This window comes from Streptococcus sp. FSL R7-0212, from assembly GCF_038007985.1.
Classification (GTDB): domain Bacteria; phylum Bacillota; class Bacilli; order Lactobacillales; family Streptococcaceae; genus Streptococcus; species Streptococcus parauberis.
In genome coordinates this window covers 131,951-146,900 of sequence record NZ_JBBOYF010000001.1, presented here as the reverse complement: position 1 = coordinate 146,900, position 14,950 = coordinate 131,951, and the positions used below count along the sequence as shown (strand labels likewise).

Annotated in this window: 18 protein-coding genes; 2 read left to right on the top strand and 16 right to left on the bottom strand. The window is 35.7% G+C overall.

The annotated features are described in order from the left end of the window. Positions 1 to 17: 17 nt before the first annotated feature. Positions 18 to 1,085 (top strand): glutamyl aminopeptidase, encoded by a 1,068-nt coding sequence (gene pepA / locus MKY69_RS00905; protein WP_003105090.1) that lies wholly within the window; start codon positions 18 to 20, stop codon positions 1,083 to 1,085. Between the two features lie 11 nt (positions 1,086 to 1,096). Then, positions 1,097 to 1,867 (top strand): pyrroline-5-carboxylate reductase, encoded by a 771-nt coding sequence (gene proC / locus MKY69_RS00900; protein WP_003104671.1) that lies wholly within the window; start codon positions 1,097 to 1,099, stop codon positions 1,865 to 1,867. A 16-nt stretch (positions 1,868 to 1,883) separates the two neighbouring features. Here the strand turns inward: proC and MKY69_RS00895 are convergent, their stop codons facing one another. From MKY69_RS00895 to rpoC, 16 genes are all read right to left on the bottom strand, one after another. Then, positions 1,884 to 2,537, bottom strand: coding sequence for a CPBP family intramembrane glutamic endopeptidase (locus MKY69_RS00895; RefSeq protein ID WP_071520092.1), 654 nt, complete (start codon positions 2,535 to 2,537; stop codon positions 1,884 to 1,886). An 8-nt stretch (positions 2,538 to 2,545) separates the two neighbouring features. After that, positions 2,546 to 2,998 carry a hypothetical protein gene (locus MKY69_RS00890; protein ID WP_003108634.1) on the bottom strand — a complete coding sequence of 151 codons (453 nt, stop codon included), beginning with the start codon at positions 2,996 to 2,998 and terminating at the stop codon, positions 2,546 to 2,548. Further along, a complete protein-coding gene (locus tag MKY69_RS00885) occupies positions 2,991 to 3,203 on the bottom strand; it encodes a helix-turn-helix transcriptional regulator (RefSeq protein ID WP_003108636.1) in 213 nt (70 codons plus the stop codon). The genes MKY69_RS00890 and MKY69_RS00885 overlap by 8 nt, the downstream gene beginning before the upstream one ends. Positions 3,204 to 3,352: 149 nt before the next feature. Continuing rightward, on the bottom strand, positions 3,353 to 4,231 hold the full coding sequence (locus tag MKY69_RS00880; protein WP_167842509.1) for an IS3 family transposase: 879 nt from the start codon (positions 4,229 to 4,231) through the stop codon (positions 3,353 to 3,355). Positions 4,232 to 4,233: 2 nt separating this feature from the next. Continuing rightward, positions 4,234 to 4,521 carry a helix-turn-helix domain-containing protein gene (locus MKY69_RS00875; RefSeq protein ID WP_014571824.1) on the bottom strand — a complete coding sequence of 96 codons (288 nt, stop codon included), beginning with the start codon at positions 4,519 to 4,521 and terminating at the stop codon, positions 4,234 to 4,236. Between the two features lie 82 nt (positions 4,522 to 4,603). Continuing rightward, positions 4,604 to 5,797, bottom strand: coding sequence for an acetate kinase (locus tag MKY69_RS00870; protein ID WP_003108638.1), 1,194 nt, complete (start codon positions 5,795 to 5,797; stop codon positions 4,604 to 4,606). 55 nt (positions 5,798 to 5,852) lie between these two features. After that, a complete protein-coding gene (locus tag MKY69_RS00865) occupies positions 5,853 to 6,809 on the bottom strand; it encodes a class I SAM-dependent methyltransferase (protein WP_003103712.1) in 957 nt (318 codons plus the stop codon). A gap of 106 nt (positions 6,810 to 6,915) precedes the next feature. After that, positions 6,916 to 7,413, bottom strand: a complete 498-nt coding sequence (gene comGG, locus MKY69_RS00860; protein WP_340790795.1) for a competence type IV pilus minor pilin ComGG — start codon at positions 7,411 to 7,413, stop codon at positions 6,916 to 6,918. After that, the gene (comGF, locus tag MKY69_RS00855; protein ID WP_003102915.1) at positions 7,391 to 7,828 is read right to left on the bottom strand and encodes a competence type IV pilus minor pilin ComGF; all 438 of its coding nucleotides are present in this window, start codon (positions 7,826 to 7,828) and stop codon (positions 7,391 to 7,393) included. The genes comGG and comGF overlap by 23 nt, the downstream gene beginning before the upstream one ends. Continuing rightward, the gene (gene comGE / locus MKY69_RS00850) at positions 7,806 to 8,105 is read right to left on the bottom strand and encodes a competence type IV pilus minor pilin ComGE (protein ID WP_003104125.1); all 300 of its coding nucleotides are present in this window, start codon (positions 8,103 to 8,105) and stop codon (positions 7,806 to 7,808) included. Before comGE ends, comGF begins: the two co-directional genes overlap by 23 nt. Next, positions 8,077 to 8,484 carry a competence type IV pilus minor pilin ComGD gene (comGD, locus tag MKY69_RS00845; RefSeq protein WP_243619590.1) on the bottom strand — a complete coding sequence of 136 codons (408 nt, stop codon included), beginning with the start codon at positions 8,482 to 8,484 and terminating at the stop codon, positions 8,077 to 8,079. Before comGD ends, comGE begins: the two co-directional genes overlap by 29 nt. Then, on the bottom strand, positions 8,474 to 8,800 hold the full coding sequence (gene comGC / locus MKY69_RS00840; RefSeq protein WP_004347181.1) for a competence type IV pilus major pilin ComGC: 327 nt from the start codon (positions 8,798 to 8,800) through the stop codon (positions 8,474 to 8,476). Before comGC ends, comGD begins: the two co-directional genes overlap by 11 nt. Beyond that, positions 8,797 to 9,852, bottom strand: a complete 1,056-nt coding sequence (gene comGB / locus MKY69_RS00835) for a competence type IV pilus assembly protein ComGB (protein WP_076751810.1) — start codon at positions 9,850 to 9,852, stop codon at positions 8,797 to 8,799. Before comGB ends, comGC begins: the two co-directional genes overlap by 4 nt. Further along, positions 9,764 to 10,705, bottom strand: coding sequence for a competence type IV pilus ATPase ComGA (gene comGA, locus MKY69_RS00830; RefSeq protein WP_340790794.1), 942 nt, complete (start codon positions 10,703 to 10,705; stop codon positions 9,764 to 9,766). Before comGA ends, comGB begins: the two co-directional genes overlap by 89 nt. 53 nt (positions 10,706 to 10,758) lie before the next feature. Next, complete coding sequence (locus MKY69_RS00825; protein WP_003103833.1) at positions 10,759 to 11,133, bottom strand: DUF1033 family protein; 375 nt, start codon at positions 11,131 to 11,133, stop codon at positions 10,759 to 10,761. 103 nt (positions 11,134 to 11,236) lie between these two features. Continuing rightward, positions 11,237 to 14,869, bottom strand: coding sequence for a DNA-directed RNA polymerase subunit beta' (gene rpoC / locus MKY69_RS00820; protein WP_279386803.1), 3,633 nt, complete (start codon positions 14,867 to 14,869; stop codon positions 11,237 to 11,239). Between the last annotated feature and the right edge of the window lie 81 nt (positions 14,870 to 14,950).

The following is a 14,950-nucleotide window of genomic DNA, read 5'->3' as shown; positions in this document are numbered from 1 at the left end:
ATAAAGGAAGTGTAATAATGACAGAATTATTTTCTAAAATTAAAGAATTAACCGAACTTGATGGCATTGCTGGCTATGAGCATAATGTCCGTGATTTTTTGCGTCAAAAAATGACCCCCTTGGTTGATCGTGTCGAAACAGACGGTCTTGGAGGAATTTTCGGTATTAAAGAAAGCAAAGCAAGTGATGCCCCACGTATTTTAGTCGCTGCTCACATGGATGAAGTCGGCTTTATGGTTAGTCAAATCAATGCTAACGGGACTTTCAATGTTGTTGGGATCGGTGGATGGAATCCATTAGTTGTGAGTTCCCAACGCTTCACCCTCTATACTCGCCGAGGACAAGCCATTCCAGTTATTTCTGGTTCTGTTCCCCCTCACTTTTTACGCGGAGGAAATGGCTCTGCAGGTCTCCCAGCTATCAGTGATATCACATTCGACGGTGGCTTTGCTAACAAGGAAGAGGCTGAAAGCTTCGGAATTACACCAGGTGATATCATCGTGCCACAGTCTGAAACCATTTTAACAGCAAATAAAAAGAATATCATTTCAAAAGCGTGGGATAACCGATATGGTGTCTTAATGGTCTCTGAGTTACTGGAAAGTCTTAAGGGAGAAGAATTAGGAAATACCCTAATTGCGGGTGCTAATGTTCAAGAAGAAGTTGGTCTACGTGGAGCTCATGTTTCCACTACTAAATTTGATCCTGAACTTTTCTTTGCCGTTGACTGCTCACCTGCAGGTGATATCTCAGGTAATCAAGGAGCTATTGGAGAAGGCACATTAGTACGTTTCTATGACCCTGGCCATATCATGCTCAAAAATATGCGTGATTTCCTTTTAACAACAGCTGAAGAAGCTGGTGTCAAATACCAATACTACTGTGCAAAAGGTGGTACTGATGCTGGTGCTGCACACCTTAAAAATGGCGGCGTTCCATCAACTACAATTGGTGTTTGTGCCCGTTACATCCACTCACATCAAACGCTTTATGCTATGGATGACTTCCTTGAAGCACAAGCTTATTTACAAGCCATTATTAAAAAACTTGACCGCTCAACTGTTGATTTAATTAAGAAATACTAGAAGGTAGACCTATGAAAATTGGATTTATCGGAGTCGGAAAAATGGCTAGCGCTATTATCCAAGGTTTGAAAAAGACCGAGCATGAGATCCTCATCTCTGGTTCTTCCTTGGATCGCTCAAAAGAATTAGCGAGACAGCTCAATCTAAACTATGCCGACTCACATCAAGATTTAATTGATCAAGTGGATTTAATTGTCTTAGGCATAAAACCCCAGATGTTTGAATCAGTGCTCAGCCCCTTACATTTCAAGCAAACTGTTTTATCAATGGCTGCTGGTTTAAGTTTAGAGCGGATCAGTCAACTTGTTGGTTCTGATCTACCTGTGATTCGAATTATGCCCAACATGAATGCTCAGATTTTGCAATCTACAACTGCTTTAACAGCCAACGATTGGGTGTCAGATAATCTGTTAGAAACTGCTAAAGAGATTACTGATAGTTTTGGTTCGACTTTTATTATCGATGAGAAGGACTTTGATACTTTTACTGCATTAGCCGGCTCTAGCCCTGCTTACATCTACCTCTTCATCGAAGCCATGGCAAAGGCCGGGGTTAAACATGGATTGCCAAAGGACAAAGCTTTAGCAATCGTAGCTGAAACTGTTCAGGCCAGTGCCCAACAGTTATTAGTTGGCAATGATAGCCCTAACGACTTAATTGATAAGATTTGTAGCCCCGGCGGAACTACAATTGCTGGTCTAATGGAACTTGAAGAAAAAGGTCTGACTTCAACTGTCAGCTCTGCAATTGACAAAACAATCGAAAAAGCAAAAACCTTGTAAAATTTACAAGGTTTTTTTATGTTATATGAGGGAGCAAGAGCATGAGAACAACAGCTAAGCCATTGTTGATAAAATGGATAATCATGCAATAGCTTAAATTTCTAGTTTTATGATAAACGAAGCCTAAAACCAGTCCCATACCAGCATAAATAATCCAACTGCCGATGTCTGATGGCATATGTAGACCACCAAACAGCAAACTGCTGACAACTAAGCCAAGATAGGATTCACTACCAAAGAGTTTCCCAAAGATAATGCCACGAAAGACTGTCTCTTCAACGACCGGTGCAACTATTGCTGCTAGAATGAAGAGCAAGATCGGATGCAGACCAGCCTGTACTAAAGCCGCCTGGTTAGCTGTGTTAGCATTAGCTCCGTGTTCTAAAAATAGAACCATACCACCTATGAATTTGGTGATCGTTAATGCTGCAAAACCCAGCCCTATCCAAAGGATGGCAGAATCACCATCTGAAATGAGTTTATTTTCTAGCAGTTCCGTTTTTTTCGCAAAATAATAAGTTAGCCCAGTGATAATTAATAATATACTTGAAATGGCTATAACTTGCCATAGTGGTTGGCCTTTTTTTACCAATAGAATTGGTAATTGCTCGACAACAACAATCCCCAGAGCAATAAAAAACCACTTAATTTTTGATAGAGCTGTATCCATGAAACCTCCTATATGACTTTATCTAAAATTATTTTAGTTCCTATGAAACTGATCAATAAGACATACAAATCAATGATCAGAAAACCAATGATTGACCATTCAATTGACCAGAAAGCAAATAGGATTAATCCTATACTAACGATTATTGCTTGCAAACTCAAGGCAAAAGCACTGGCTACTAAAAAAATTTGCTGATTTCTTTCATCATAGGCACTTAAGTAAGCTTCTTTTAATTTCTTTTCATTACCTAATAAATAGTAATTTCTACCAATTAAAACGAACAAGGCTAATGCTACACCAATTAAAACCCCTTTACCAAACGAAGTAAGATGCAGTTTTCCATTTATAATTAATGTAAGTGATGCAATAAAAAATAAAAGAATAGACCAAAATTGAATTGATTTTTTATAATCTTCAAGTGTTTTCTTACCTGTTAACCCATTAACTAATCCTTTAATCATTTTCTAATCCCTCTTCTTCATAGACAAAAATGTCTTCAATACCCACATGAAAATACTTTGATAATTTAAAGGCTAATTCTAAAGATGCATTGTAGCGACCTTTTTCTAGTGAGATAATCGTCTGCCTTGTAACTCCAACTTGTTCAGCTAAATCTGATTGACTTATTTTACCTTCTTTGCGGAGTTCTTGAAGATTATTTTTCATATTTCCCCTTTTATGTCAACTTAACTTTACATTTATAGTATAGTTGACTTTACATTTTTTGTCAAGAGAAAAATAAAAAACACATTAAGAATAATGTGTTTTGTCAAGCCCCAAATAAAATAGACAGTTCAAAAAAAACACATTTCCACTCAAAGGTATGTCTGCCTATATTCAATAGGAGTCATGCCTTTTAGTTTGAGTTGTGGTCTATCAAAGTTATACCATGTAATGAAATCGTCAATCTGCTGCATCAATTCCGTCTCATTTTCAGGTACAAATAATTCCAAAGATTCACTTTTAAGATGAGAAAAAAAGTTTTCACAACAAGCGTTGTCATAACAGTTTCCCTTACGAGAATGAGAAACCGTCACATTAAAAGTTTCAAGTTTTTTGTGATACTGCTTGTTCGTATACTGAAATCCTTGATCTGAATGTAAAAGACAAGATTTTGATTTGTCCCAATCTTTTCTGAAAACAAGGTCTAAATTCTCAAAAACTAACTGATTATCATTGAATTTTGATAGATTGTAAGCTAAAATAGAGTTATCATACAGGTCTTTGATAATACTTAAGTACAGTCTACCCTGTTTATGATACACATAAGAAACATCTGTCACTAACTTTTCATGAGGTCGTGTGGCGACGAAGTGTCTTGCGAGAAGGTTTGGCGAAACCTTTCTCGCTTTTTTGTTCATTTCTTGCCTCGTGCAAGAAGTAAAGCGTTTCTTGCGTATTGGCGATTTCAAACCGAGAACTTGCATATAGCGAAGGACAGTCTTTGGGTTGACGCTTATACCATAAAGTCGCTTAAGTTGCATCCAGATATAGCGATAGCCCTTAAAAGAGGCATCAAAGAGAAGTTGAATCTTCTCTGCCAGCTGAGAATTCCAAGATTTTGTAAGGGGGCGGTTTTTCTTAATCCAGCTATAATAACCACTCCTTGAAATACCAAGATAATGACAAAGAGCAGTAATGGCATACTGTCCTGTTAAACTATCAACGACTTGATACTTAGCTCTTGTAGAGATTTTTACAAGAGCTTTCTGAGCTTTTTTAGAATAGCTACCTCCATTTTGAGATAGTTGACTTGTTCTTCTAAAGTCATCGTCTCTGACTTAACTTGTGCCGGTCTACCACGATTATCTTGATAGAGAAGTTGAGGATTGTTCTCGTACAATTTAACCCAATGTTGTACTTGTGAGCGATTGGTGACACCAAAATGTTCTGCCACTGATTGATAGCCACCTAAGTGGTCAAAAAGATAAGCTTGTGCAACCTTTACTTTAAAGTCGCCCGTGTAGTTCTGATTTTTACGCATGAAAAAGCTCCTTGATAAAATGATTGAAATAGTTTTTTTATTTCATGTCCATTTTACCAGGAGCTGTTCATTTTCTTGTTTCTTATTTTTGGCGTAGACGTTCAACGTCACGGGCAATACATAACTCTTCATCAGTTGAAATAACAAGTACTTTAACTTTTGAATCCGGAGTAGAGATTTCACCACGGTAACCAAATACATTTTTCTCAGTATCTAGTTCCATACCAAACCACGACATACCAGCAATAACGTCTTGACGCATTAATGGTGCATTTTCACCCATACCTGCTGTAAAGACAAGCACATCAGCTCCATTTAAAACTGCAAAATATTGACCAATATATTTTTTAATACGATCGATAAACATATTGTAAGCCAACACAGCCTCTGGATTATGTTCTTGTAGTCCAGCTTCAATATCACGCATGTCACTTGAAATACCAGATACGCCACCTAAACCAGACTTTTTATTAAGCATATTTACGGCATCAGCTGCATCTTTTAATTCTGGATCACGTTCAATGATATAAGGAATAATTGCAGGGTCAATATCACCTGAACGAGTTCCCATCATTGGACCTGCTAGTGGAGTGAATCCCATTGATGTATCAACAGACTCTCCATGGTAATTAGCAGTTATTGAAACACCGTTACCAATATGAGCAGTAATGATTTTTAATTCTTCAACAGGACGGTTTAACATTTTTGCTGCTTCATTGGCAACATACTTATGACTAGTTCCGTGTGCACCGTATTTACGAACTTTATGTTCAGTATAATATTTTTGTGGGATTGGATATAAGTAAGTATGTTGTTGCATTGTCATATGATAAGCATTATCAAAGACACATACACTTGTGATATCCGGTAAGATTTCGCGGAAAGCACGAATACCTGCTGCTGCACCTGGGTTATGTAATGGTGCCAAAGCTGCTAATTCTTCAACTCGTTCGACAACTTTTTCATCAACTAATACTGAATCCGTGAAATATTCACCACCAGCCACAATACGGTGACCAACGCCTGTAATTTCATCATAAGATGCAATAATCCCTAAATGAATTAAATCATTCAATAAAATTTTAACTGCTGTTGAATGATCTGGAATATCAGTAATATCTTCTTCTTTTTGACCATTAAACTTAACAGTTGAAATTGAATTTTCTAATCCAATACGTTCAATAATTCCTTGTGCAAGAACTGTTTCTTCAGGCATTTGATATAGTTGCCATTTAAGACTTGAACTACCAGCATTAATTGCAATTGTTTTTGACATGTTTTACCTCGCTTGTAATCGTTTTCTGTAATGCTCTACTATTATATCAAAAATTCTATGAAATGACATTAGCAAGTTTCCAATTTTTAAACTTGTTCATGAAATCTTGAATAAGCTCTGTGGATTGAATGTTAGTAATTGGAAAGACAAATGTTTCAACCGCTTGATTTTTCGTTTTTCCTAAGACAAAAATCGACTTGGCATTATTTGGATTGCCAAACATCGTTTCAGGTAAAGTAACAACTGCCATAACCTGGGCATAGTTTTTTAACCATTGCTTCAACAGATCGCTTTGTGGACTAGTTAAAATATTAGTTGGAGCTAAAAATATAGCATAACCACCTTCTTTTAGATACTTCAATGACTGTTCCATTAATAAATGGTGAGCATAAGTATGCTCTTCCTTACTAGCTACTTTATAACGACTTGCTATATCGTCATTTGGGTAATAACCAACTGGTAAGTCACTAATGATAACATCACTTACTTTAAGAATTTGTGGTCTCACAGCATCTTCCTGTAAAAATTTTGCAGAAGAATCCATTATTTCAGAAATACTTGCTGATAAATCGATAAGCAAGTCATCCAGCTCAATACCAAGATAGTCAATAGACTTACTCGTATTGTTTAAGATAGTTTGAGCCAAATTACCAGTTCCACTACCAATTTCTAATAAATCAAATGAATGATTAGATACTAAAGTCTCCATCATATAGAGCAAGATAAAACCAAGACTGTCTGGAGTAAATTGATGATTGGCTTGCAATCTCTCGGTCTGTGAGGCCTTAATAAATACAAATTGAAAGGCACGTCGCCATTCTTCTTTTGTTAAGTGTAATTCTTTTAATGCTTGAATATTTCCTTCAACTTGTTTGTTTGCCCCTTTTGCACCCAATAAGTAGGAATTTTGTTCAATAATTGCATCATAAATATGTGTATGTAAGTCCGTTTCAATAAGCTGACTATTCTCTAAAATAAGCTCAAAGGCTTTTTCTATTTTTTCAAAATTCATAATTCTATCATAACAAAATAAGCCTTAATTGAAAAGGAAGTTTCTTTCAGTTAGTAATCTTGCTTTATAATTTCAATAAATTTCATTATTCTTTTCATATTACCAATTATTCAACAACTGATAATATCTTATCCTCATCATATTTTTCAAATTGTACTGTATGATCTTTGACTTTACCTTGCCTCCCCTTTTGGTTTGTTGATGGTTTTTCTTTTCGAACTTTTCTCTTTTTACTTGGTATATTTGGATTTTGGTTATCTTCAATGAATGAGTTTTTTTCTAGATTTTCTTGTTTTTGATTGCCATAACTAAAGTGATAATCAAAACCTCCTTCCACATTAATTTGCATATGAAGTTGATCATTTTTATTAGAATATTTTACAGTACCTGTATTAAATGAGATTTGTCCATTTTGTTTGTCAGAACGAGAAGACTTTGTCATTTCAGCCATTGCATAAGCCTTAGCAATTGCAAGATGAGCTTGATGTTCAACTTGTAGTCGGTTGCTCTGAATAATGTAAACCTGAACAATTAATATGAAAATTGAAGCCATCAAAAGTGAATATAAGAGAACTCCTGCTTTAACTTGGCTTCTCAAATGCATAGATAAAATCCCTTTCCAGGCCACTTTGCCAGATCAAATGAAGAGTTAGTTGGTGATTTACTGTCGTCATTTGAATATCCTGTAAGTTTAACAACATTGGATTTAAGCCTTTCCCACTAGCTGCCGATTTTCTAAAGTCATTTTTTTCAGTTAATCTAAAAGAAACTACCTTTTCATCCTTTTTAACAAGCATTTTTTTTCCTTTAATTTCAATAAATTGTGAACCTTCCAATTCAGCTCTAAACTGATTTGCAAATAAGAGCCAACTATCTTGATCACTTTGACTTAGATAGTTCATATTGGCAAACGTTGACTTAGTTAAACCTTGATAAACCAGTAGAGATCCAGAGATAACTAAAAGTGCAATTAAGGCTTCAAATAAGGTAAAACCCTTAGTCACTAATTTTTGTAACATGAAACAACTCTTTACTTTTGTCATTGACTCTCATTTCCTTTGCTGTTGAATGAACAATAATTTCTACATTATTAATAGCCAGACTGTCCTTTTGAGTCTGAATAGCTGATATTGCAGCATTTAGAGCCTCTTCTTCCTGTATGTACCGATTATGAAGTTGTTGATATTGCTCAATTGCGCCTAAAATAACTAATACAATATAAACAAGAATACCTAAAGCAAGAAGACTTTCAAAAAGGATATAACCTTTAATTTTTTGTTTTTTTATAAGTACCACTTCCTAAATTTAGAGTATAAGTAACAGTTTCATCCGAACTAATAAAATTTATTTTAGCAAGGGAATGATTTCCACCAAACTGGTTTATCTTTACCTTGTTAACAAATCCAAGTCTGATTGTATCTGGTAAGGTAATTGTTTCATTGTGATATGAAATTGATTTTTCCTTAAATACCATTGTTCCTGCAACCCGTTTTAGTATGGAAATTTTTTGACTATGCCGATAAAAATTTTCAAATTCAATATAGAATAGATTATTTGTAACTTTTTCAAATACTGTACCCACACTTGTTGTCAATATAATAACTGAAAAACAAGTAATTACTAGACATAGTAAAGATTCAAAATAGGTAAACGCTGATACTTCCTTATTTAACATTTGGGATTTTATCACTGTGTTTTTTATAATAATCATTATAAGCGGTTATTTGCTTTTCTGTTAAATTTCCATTGCTCTTTAAATCATTTAATGATGGCACTTTGCCAGCATTGTTCAATGCATAGAGTTCAGCTTGATTTTCAACTATTTTAACTAGAGCCTCTCCTCCGGTATCCAAGACTTTTTCTTTTTGTTTGTTTAAATTTGGAATAAATAAGAGCATCAGTATAGAAATAATAAGAATAACCATTAGCATCTCTAAAAGAGTGAATGCTTGTACTGATTTGTTTTTAAAATTAATAATAAATTTTTTCATAAATTTCCTCCCATATTTTGATAAATTGGCAATAGCATTGCTGCATAAATCATGACAATAATTAGAGCAACTGCTAAAAATACAATTGGTTGAATCAGCTGAGTAAGTTGTATGAGGAACCTGAAGTAAGACTCCCATGTATTTTGAGAATATATTTCTAACTCCTTCCCTAATTTTGATTTAACTTGTCCATATGAAATAATTAAACTCAATTCATTTTTAAAAAATGGATAATCTAGTACCTTTTGCTCAAACGGAATCCCCTCTACAAAAGCACTATTCATTTCTATACCTATTTCCCGTACCAAAAGTGATTTTTCCTTACTCATAACAGACAAAATCGTACTTAATTCAAGCCCCTGATCTAATAAATTTCCCCATTCTCGAGCATAGAAGGCTGTCATATATAACTGGATGACGTATCCTATTAAAGGCAATCGACTAATTTGGCTAATTAGCTTGAGTGGTGAACTGCGTCGCCATTTATAAATAACTACTATAGAGACAAAGAGGATTATCACAATTAGGATTATTAAAAGGTGAGGAAAATAGGTTAGTAGGAACATAAGTGGACCTTCCTCATTAAGCGAAGGCAATAAATATTGTCTCAAACCAAGTAGTATAGTTGTTAGAAAAAATAGTAATACAAGTGGATACATGACCACTTCGAAAGTTTTCTTTTTAATATGATTCACTTGCAAAAGGTATGTTTCTATATTTTCAAGACTCCCCAAAATATTCCCATGTAATTCTGCTAAACTCAATTGAGTTATAATACTATCTGGGTAACCTAAATCAAGCATAATTTTTGATAAACTACTGCCATTGAGCATGTGAAATTCCATAATTTTAACCTGTTCTTCAGATATTAATTTACTTTTCTTCAGAAAAGATACCATTTCAACTAAATTAAATCCGCTTGCTTGGAGATTATGTAGCAATTGGATAAGTTGATATTGTTTTTTACTTGATAATCTTTTCTTTTTCCCCTTTTTCTTCAGGGAAATGTCCTTTTGCAACCAACTGATCAATAGCTTGATTCCATTTTTCATGCGAATGACTAATATAGTTTTTGTTAGTAAAATCAATTAAACCTTTCCCTCCCATTAATCTTTGATAAACTATTAATCTTAAGGCGTTTTCTAATTCATTTTGATTAATTCCTAATTCTAAAAGGCGATAATATACCCCTGGAATACTTTTTGCATGTACTGTTGAAAAGACCATAATTCCTGTTAAACTTGCTCTAATCACAGCCTGTGCAGTCTCCCTATCTCGAATTTCACCAATTACTAAAATATCCGGTCGATGACGCAGAGATAACTTTATGAGATTATCATAAGTCATTCCAATACTATCATTAACTTGTAATTGTAAGAATTTGGGATTCTTTATTTCAACTGGATCCTCAATCGTAATCACTTGCCTGTCATGGAAATTTTTCTCAATAAGTCTATACATTAGACTTGTTTTACCTGATCCAACTGGTCCAGCAAAAAGATAGAGTCCACGTCCGATTATAAATTGATTAATTTTTTCATCCATATCCTCCCAATAGGTTTGATTCTCTTGATAAGGATAAAGAATACGAATAACCATACTTTCACGCCCACGATAATCACCAACTGTAGAAAGTCTTAATGAGATTGATATAGAATCATCTATATCATAATTACAAGAACCTAACTGACACCTTCTTTTTTCGCCAACATTCATACCAGCCAAAAACTTAAAATGACTCATTAATTGTTGTAATTGACTTGTTTGAAAATCTTCTAATTTTTGCCTTTCATCATGAATTCGGAAAAACAATTGATACTCATTCTCTTCAGGTAAAATATAGATATCTTGAACTTGCAACTCCATCGCTTCACTTATTATTTGCTTACCCAAACCTTGGATCATTATTTACCTCCTTATCAATTTATTCGAAAAAAAGTTAACTTATTAATAATAAGTTAACTTTTTTTTAGTCTTAATTTACAAATAAATGGTACTGGTGGGATATCATTACGCTGTTCGAAGGAAGCAATATTTTTTTCAAGTGGGATAATGTCATTATTTTTTAAAAGCAAAATAGAGTGGTATTGTTGTAAATCATCAGCACAATCTTCACACCATTTCTTTTCACTTTCTTGCCAAAAAGTAGCTAGTAAATTTTTCTGACTATGAATACTTGGGTAAGTTTCCTTTAAGTGATTCCACTGATTTTGAAAATCAGCTAAAGCATCTTCCCATTTTTCATATTCTTTTTGATAGATAATATCATCTCTCCAACCGTCAATGAACCACCAAGGTTCCCAGTCACCATACATTTTTATTACTTCATACATATACATTTTTCCTTCTCTTTAGTATATTATAGCTAAATAGTAGGCTTTTTAAAAAGTTTCTGCTCACGAAGAAAATAAAAAAGAGTCAATAGACTCTTTTTCATTAGTTTTCAGTAACCACAATTTCTTCTGAAACAGGTTCTTCAATAATTTCAACTTCATTCATTGCTTGTGGTTCAATGTTACGATAACGAGCCATACCAGTACCAGCTGGAATGATTTTACCAATAATAACATTTTCTTTAAGACCAAGTAGATGGTCTTTCTTACCACGAATTGCAGCATCTGTAAGAACACGTGTTGTCTCTTGGAATGAAGCAGCAGATAAGAATGAGTTAGTTTCAAGTGAGGCTTTAGTAATACCCATAAGAACTGGACGAGAAGTTGCAGGGATTCCACCAGCGATAACAATATCTTTGTTAGCAGTAGTGAAGTCAGCAATATCCAGAAGTGTTCCTGGTAACAATTCAGTATCACCTGGATCCATAACACGAACTTTACGAAGCATTTGGCGAACCATTACTTCAACGTGTTTATCTCCGATTTCAACCCCTTGGCTACGATATACTTTTTGTACTTCAGCCAATAGATATGTTTCAACTGACAGTGTATCACGAACTTCTAACAAACGTTTAGGTTGAATAGAACCTTCAGTTAGTGAAGCTCCACGATTAATCTCATCACCAATTTCAACTTTCATACGAGCTGTAAATGGTACAACATATTCACCTTTACCCGTTTTGCCTTCAACAAATACTTTCTTAGTACGTGTAGAAGCATCTTCTTCAATATCAACCACTTTACCTTTAACTTCTGTGATAACAGCTTCCCCTTTAGGGTTACGTGCTTCAAAGATTTCTTGGATACGAGGAAGACCTTGAGTAATATCGGTATTTGACGCAACACCACCCGTATGGAAGGTACGCATTGTAAGCTGTGTACCAGGTTCACCGATTGATTGGGCAGCAATTGTACCAACTGCTTCACCAACTTCAACCGCATCACCAGTTGCAAGGTTAATACCATAACAGTGACGACATACACCATGACGTGTTGCACATGTAAATACTGAACGGATTGTAACTTCTTCAACACCAGCTTCAACAATTTTGCGTGCGATGTCTTCAGAAATTAATTGATCAGCTCCGATAAGTACTTCGCCAGTTTCAGGATGTTTTACTGATTTACGAGTATAACGACCTTGTAAACGTTCTTCAAGAGTTTCTGTAACTTCTTTACCATCTGTAATAGCTTTGATAAGTAGACCACGGTCTGTTCCACAATCATCTTCACGGATAATAACATCCTGAGCCACGTCCACCAAACGACGAGTAAGGTAACCCGAATCGGCTGTTTTAAGGGCTGTATCGGTCATCCCCTTACGAGCACCGTGAGTTGAGAAGAACATTTCCAAAACGGTCAAACCTTCACGGAAGTTTGAGAGGATAGGAAGTTCCATAATGCGACCATTCGGAGCAGCCATCAAACCACGCATACCAGCAAGCTGTGAGAAGTTTGAGATATTACCACGGGCTCCTGAGTCCATCATCATAACGATAGGGTTCTTAGGATCTTGAGTTTCAATTAAGCGTTTTTCAAGAGCCTCTTTTGCTTCACGCCATGTTGTTGTAACGGCAACATAACGATCTTCATCAGTCATCAAACCACGACGGAAACCTTTGTTGATTTCTTCAACGCGATGGTGAGCAGCTTCAAGAATCTCAACTTTATTATCAATTACAGGGATATCGGCAATACCCACTGTCAAACCAGCGAGTGTTGAATGATAGTAACCTAAATCTTTAAGACGGTCAAGGAATGCTGAAGTTTCTGTTGTACGGAAACGTTTAAAGGTTTCAGCGATAATGTTTCCTAGGTTTTTCTTCTTGAATGGTACATTGATTTCTAATGAATCAATTAATTCTTGAATTTCTTTACCAGGTTCAAGGAAGTATTTGTCTGGAGTACCTTCAGTTAAATTCACATTGTTTGGTTCATTTAAATAAGGAAGGTCTTCAGGCATGATAGCATTGAACAAGATTTTACCAACTGTTGTTACTAAAATTTTATTTCTTTGACTATCTTTCCAAGGTTTGTTAGGCATACTTTCAACTGCAATACCTACACGACTATGTAAATGAGCAAAGCCATTTTGATAAGCCATAACAGCTTCATCTAAGTCCTTGAAGATCATTCCTTCGCCTTCGCGACCTGGATCTTCCATAGTAAGGTAATAATTACCTAAAACCATATCCTGTGAAGGTGTAACAACTGGTTTACCATCTTTAGGGTTAAGAATATGCTCCGCTGCAAGCATCAATAGACGAGCCTCAGCTTGCGCTTCTTCTGAAAGTGGTACGTGGATGGCCATTTGGTCACCATCGAAATCGGCATTGTAGGCTTCACACACAAGTGGGTGAAGACGAAGTGCCTTACCATCAATCAGAACTGGTTCAAATGCTTGAATACCAAGTCTGTGAAGAGTCGGTGCGCGGTTAAGTAGAACTGGGTGTTCTTTAATAACATCTTCAAGAATATCCCAAATGCGTTCATCTCCACGTTCAACCATACGTTTAGCAGCTTTTACGTTACCTGCGAATTCGCGAACAACAATTTCACGCATAACAAATGGTTTGAAGAGTTCGATTGCCATTTCACGTGGTACACCACATTGGTACATTTTAAGAGTTGGACCAACTGCGATAACTGAACGTCCTGAGAAGTCAACACGTTTACCAAGCAAGTTTTGACGGAAACGACCTTGTTTACCTTTAAGCATATGACTTAAAGATTTCAATGGACGACTTCCTGGTCCTGTAATTGGACGACCACGACGACCATTATCAATCAAAGCATCAACTGCTTCTTGTAACATACGTTTTTCATTTTGAACGATAATACCTGGGGCATTTAGTTCTAATAAACGAGCAAGACGGTTGTTACGGTTGATAACACGACGATACAAGTCATTCAAGTCAGACGCAGCAAAACGGCCACCATCTAATTGAACCATCGGACGCAAATCTGGTGGGATAACTGGTAAGATGTTAAGAACCATCCACTCAGGTTTATTACCAGATTTGTTAAAGGCATCAAGAACATCTAAACGACGAACAGCTTTAATCCGTTTTTGACCAGATGCTGATTTAAGTTCTTCTTTTAACTCAGCAATTTCTGCTGGTAAATCAACACGTTTCAAGAGATCTTGAATAGCTTCGGCACCCATTTTTGCGATGAATGATCCATAACCATATTCTTGAACTTTTTCACGATATTCACGTTCTGTTAAAAGTGATTTAGGTTCAAGAGGTGTGTCCATTGGATCAATAACAACATATGCTGCGAAGTAAATAATTTCTTCCAAGGCACGAGGACTCATATCCAATGTTAGTCCCATACGTGATGGAATTCCTTTGAAATACCAAATATGAGATACAGGTGCTTTCAACTCAATATGTCCCATACGTTCACGACGAACTTTGGCACGAGTTACTTCTACACCACAACGGTCACAAACGATTCCTTTATAACGGATACGTTTGTATTTACCACACGCACATTCCCAGTCTTTTGTTGGGCCAAAGATGACTTCGTCAAATAGACCTTCACGTTCTGGTTTTAACGTACGGTAGTTGATTGTTTCAGGTTTCTTAACTTCCCCGTAAGACCATGAACGGACTTTACTTGGTGAAGCTAATGTGATTTGCATACTTTTAAAACGATTTACGTCAACCACTAGTTTTACCTTTCTTCGTTTTATCATTTTACTAGTTACTAGAGCTCCTGCTCTAGTCTAGTAAATTCACTTCAATGTTAT

Coding starts and splice junctions, on each gene's coding strand:
- pepA (WP_003105090.1), top strand. CDS start 18: ATGACAGAATTATTTTCTAAAATTAAAGAATTAACCGAACTTGATGGC.
- proC (WP_003104671.1), top strand. CDS start 1,097: ATGAAAATTGGATTTATCGGAGTCGGAAAAATGGCTAGCGCTATTATC.
- MKY69_RS00895 (WP_071520092.1), bottom strand. CDS start 2,537: ATGGATACAGCTCTATCAAAAATTAAGTGGTTTTTTATTGCTCTGGGG.
- MKY69_RS00890 (WP_003108634.1), bottom strand. CDS start 2,998: ATGATTAAAGGATTAGTTAATGGGTTAACAGGTAAGAAAACACTTGAA.
- MKY69_RS00885 (WP_003108636.1), bottom strand. CDS start 3,203: ATGAAAAATAATCTTCAAGAACTCCGCAAAGAAGGTAAAATAAGTCAA.
- MKY69_RS00875 (WP_014571824.1), bottom strand. CDS start 4,521: ATGCGTAAAAATCAGAACTACACGGGCGACTTTAAAGTAAAGGTTGCA.
- MKY69_RS00870 (WP_003108638.1), bottom strand. CDS start 5,797: ATGTCAAAAACAATTGCAATTAATGCTGGTAGTTCAAGTCTTAAATGG.
- MKY69_RS00865 (WP_003103712.1), bottom strand. CDS start 6,809: ATGAATTTTGAAAAAATAGAAAAAGCCTTTGAGCTTATTTTAGAGAAT.
- comGG (WP_340790795.1), bottom strand. CDS start 7,413: ATGCATTTGAGAAGCCAAGTTAAAGCAGGAGTTCTCTTATATTCACTT.
- comGF (WP_003102915.1), bottom strand. CDS start 7,828: ATGTTACAAAAATTAGTGACTAAGGGTTTTACCTTATTTGAAGCCTTA.
- comGD (WP_243619590.1), bottom strand. CDS start 8,484: ATGTTAAATAAGGAAGTATCAGCGTTTACCTATTTTGAATCTTTACTA.
- comGC (WP_004347181.1), bottom strand. CDS start 8,800: ATGAAAAAATTTATTATTAATTTTAAAAACAAATCAGTACAAGCATTC.
- comGB (WP_076751810.1), bottom strand. CDS start 9,852: ATGAAAAATGGAATCAAGCTATTGATCAGTTGGTTGCAAAAGGACATT.
- comGA (WP_340790794.1), bottom strand. CDS start 10,705: ATGATCCAAGGTTTGGGTAAGCAAATAATAAGTGAAGCGATGGAGTTG.
- MKY69_RS00825 (WP_003103833.1), bottom strand. CDS start 11,133: ATGTATGAAGTAATAAAAATGTATGGTGACTGGGAACCTTGGTGGTTC.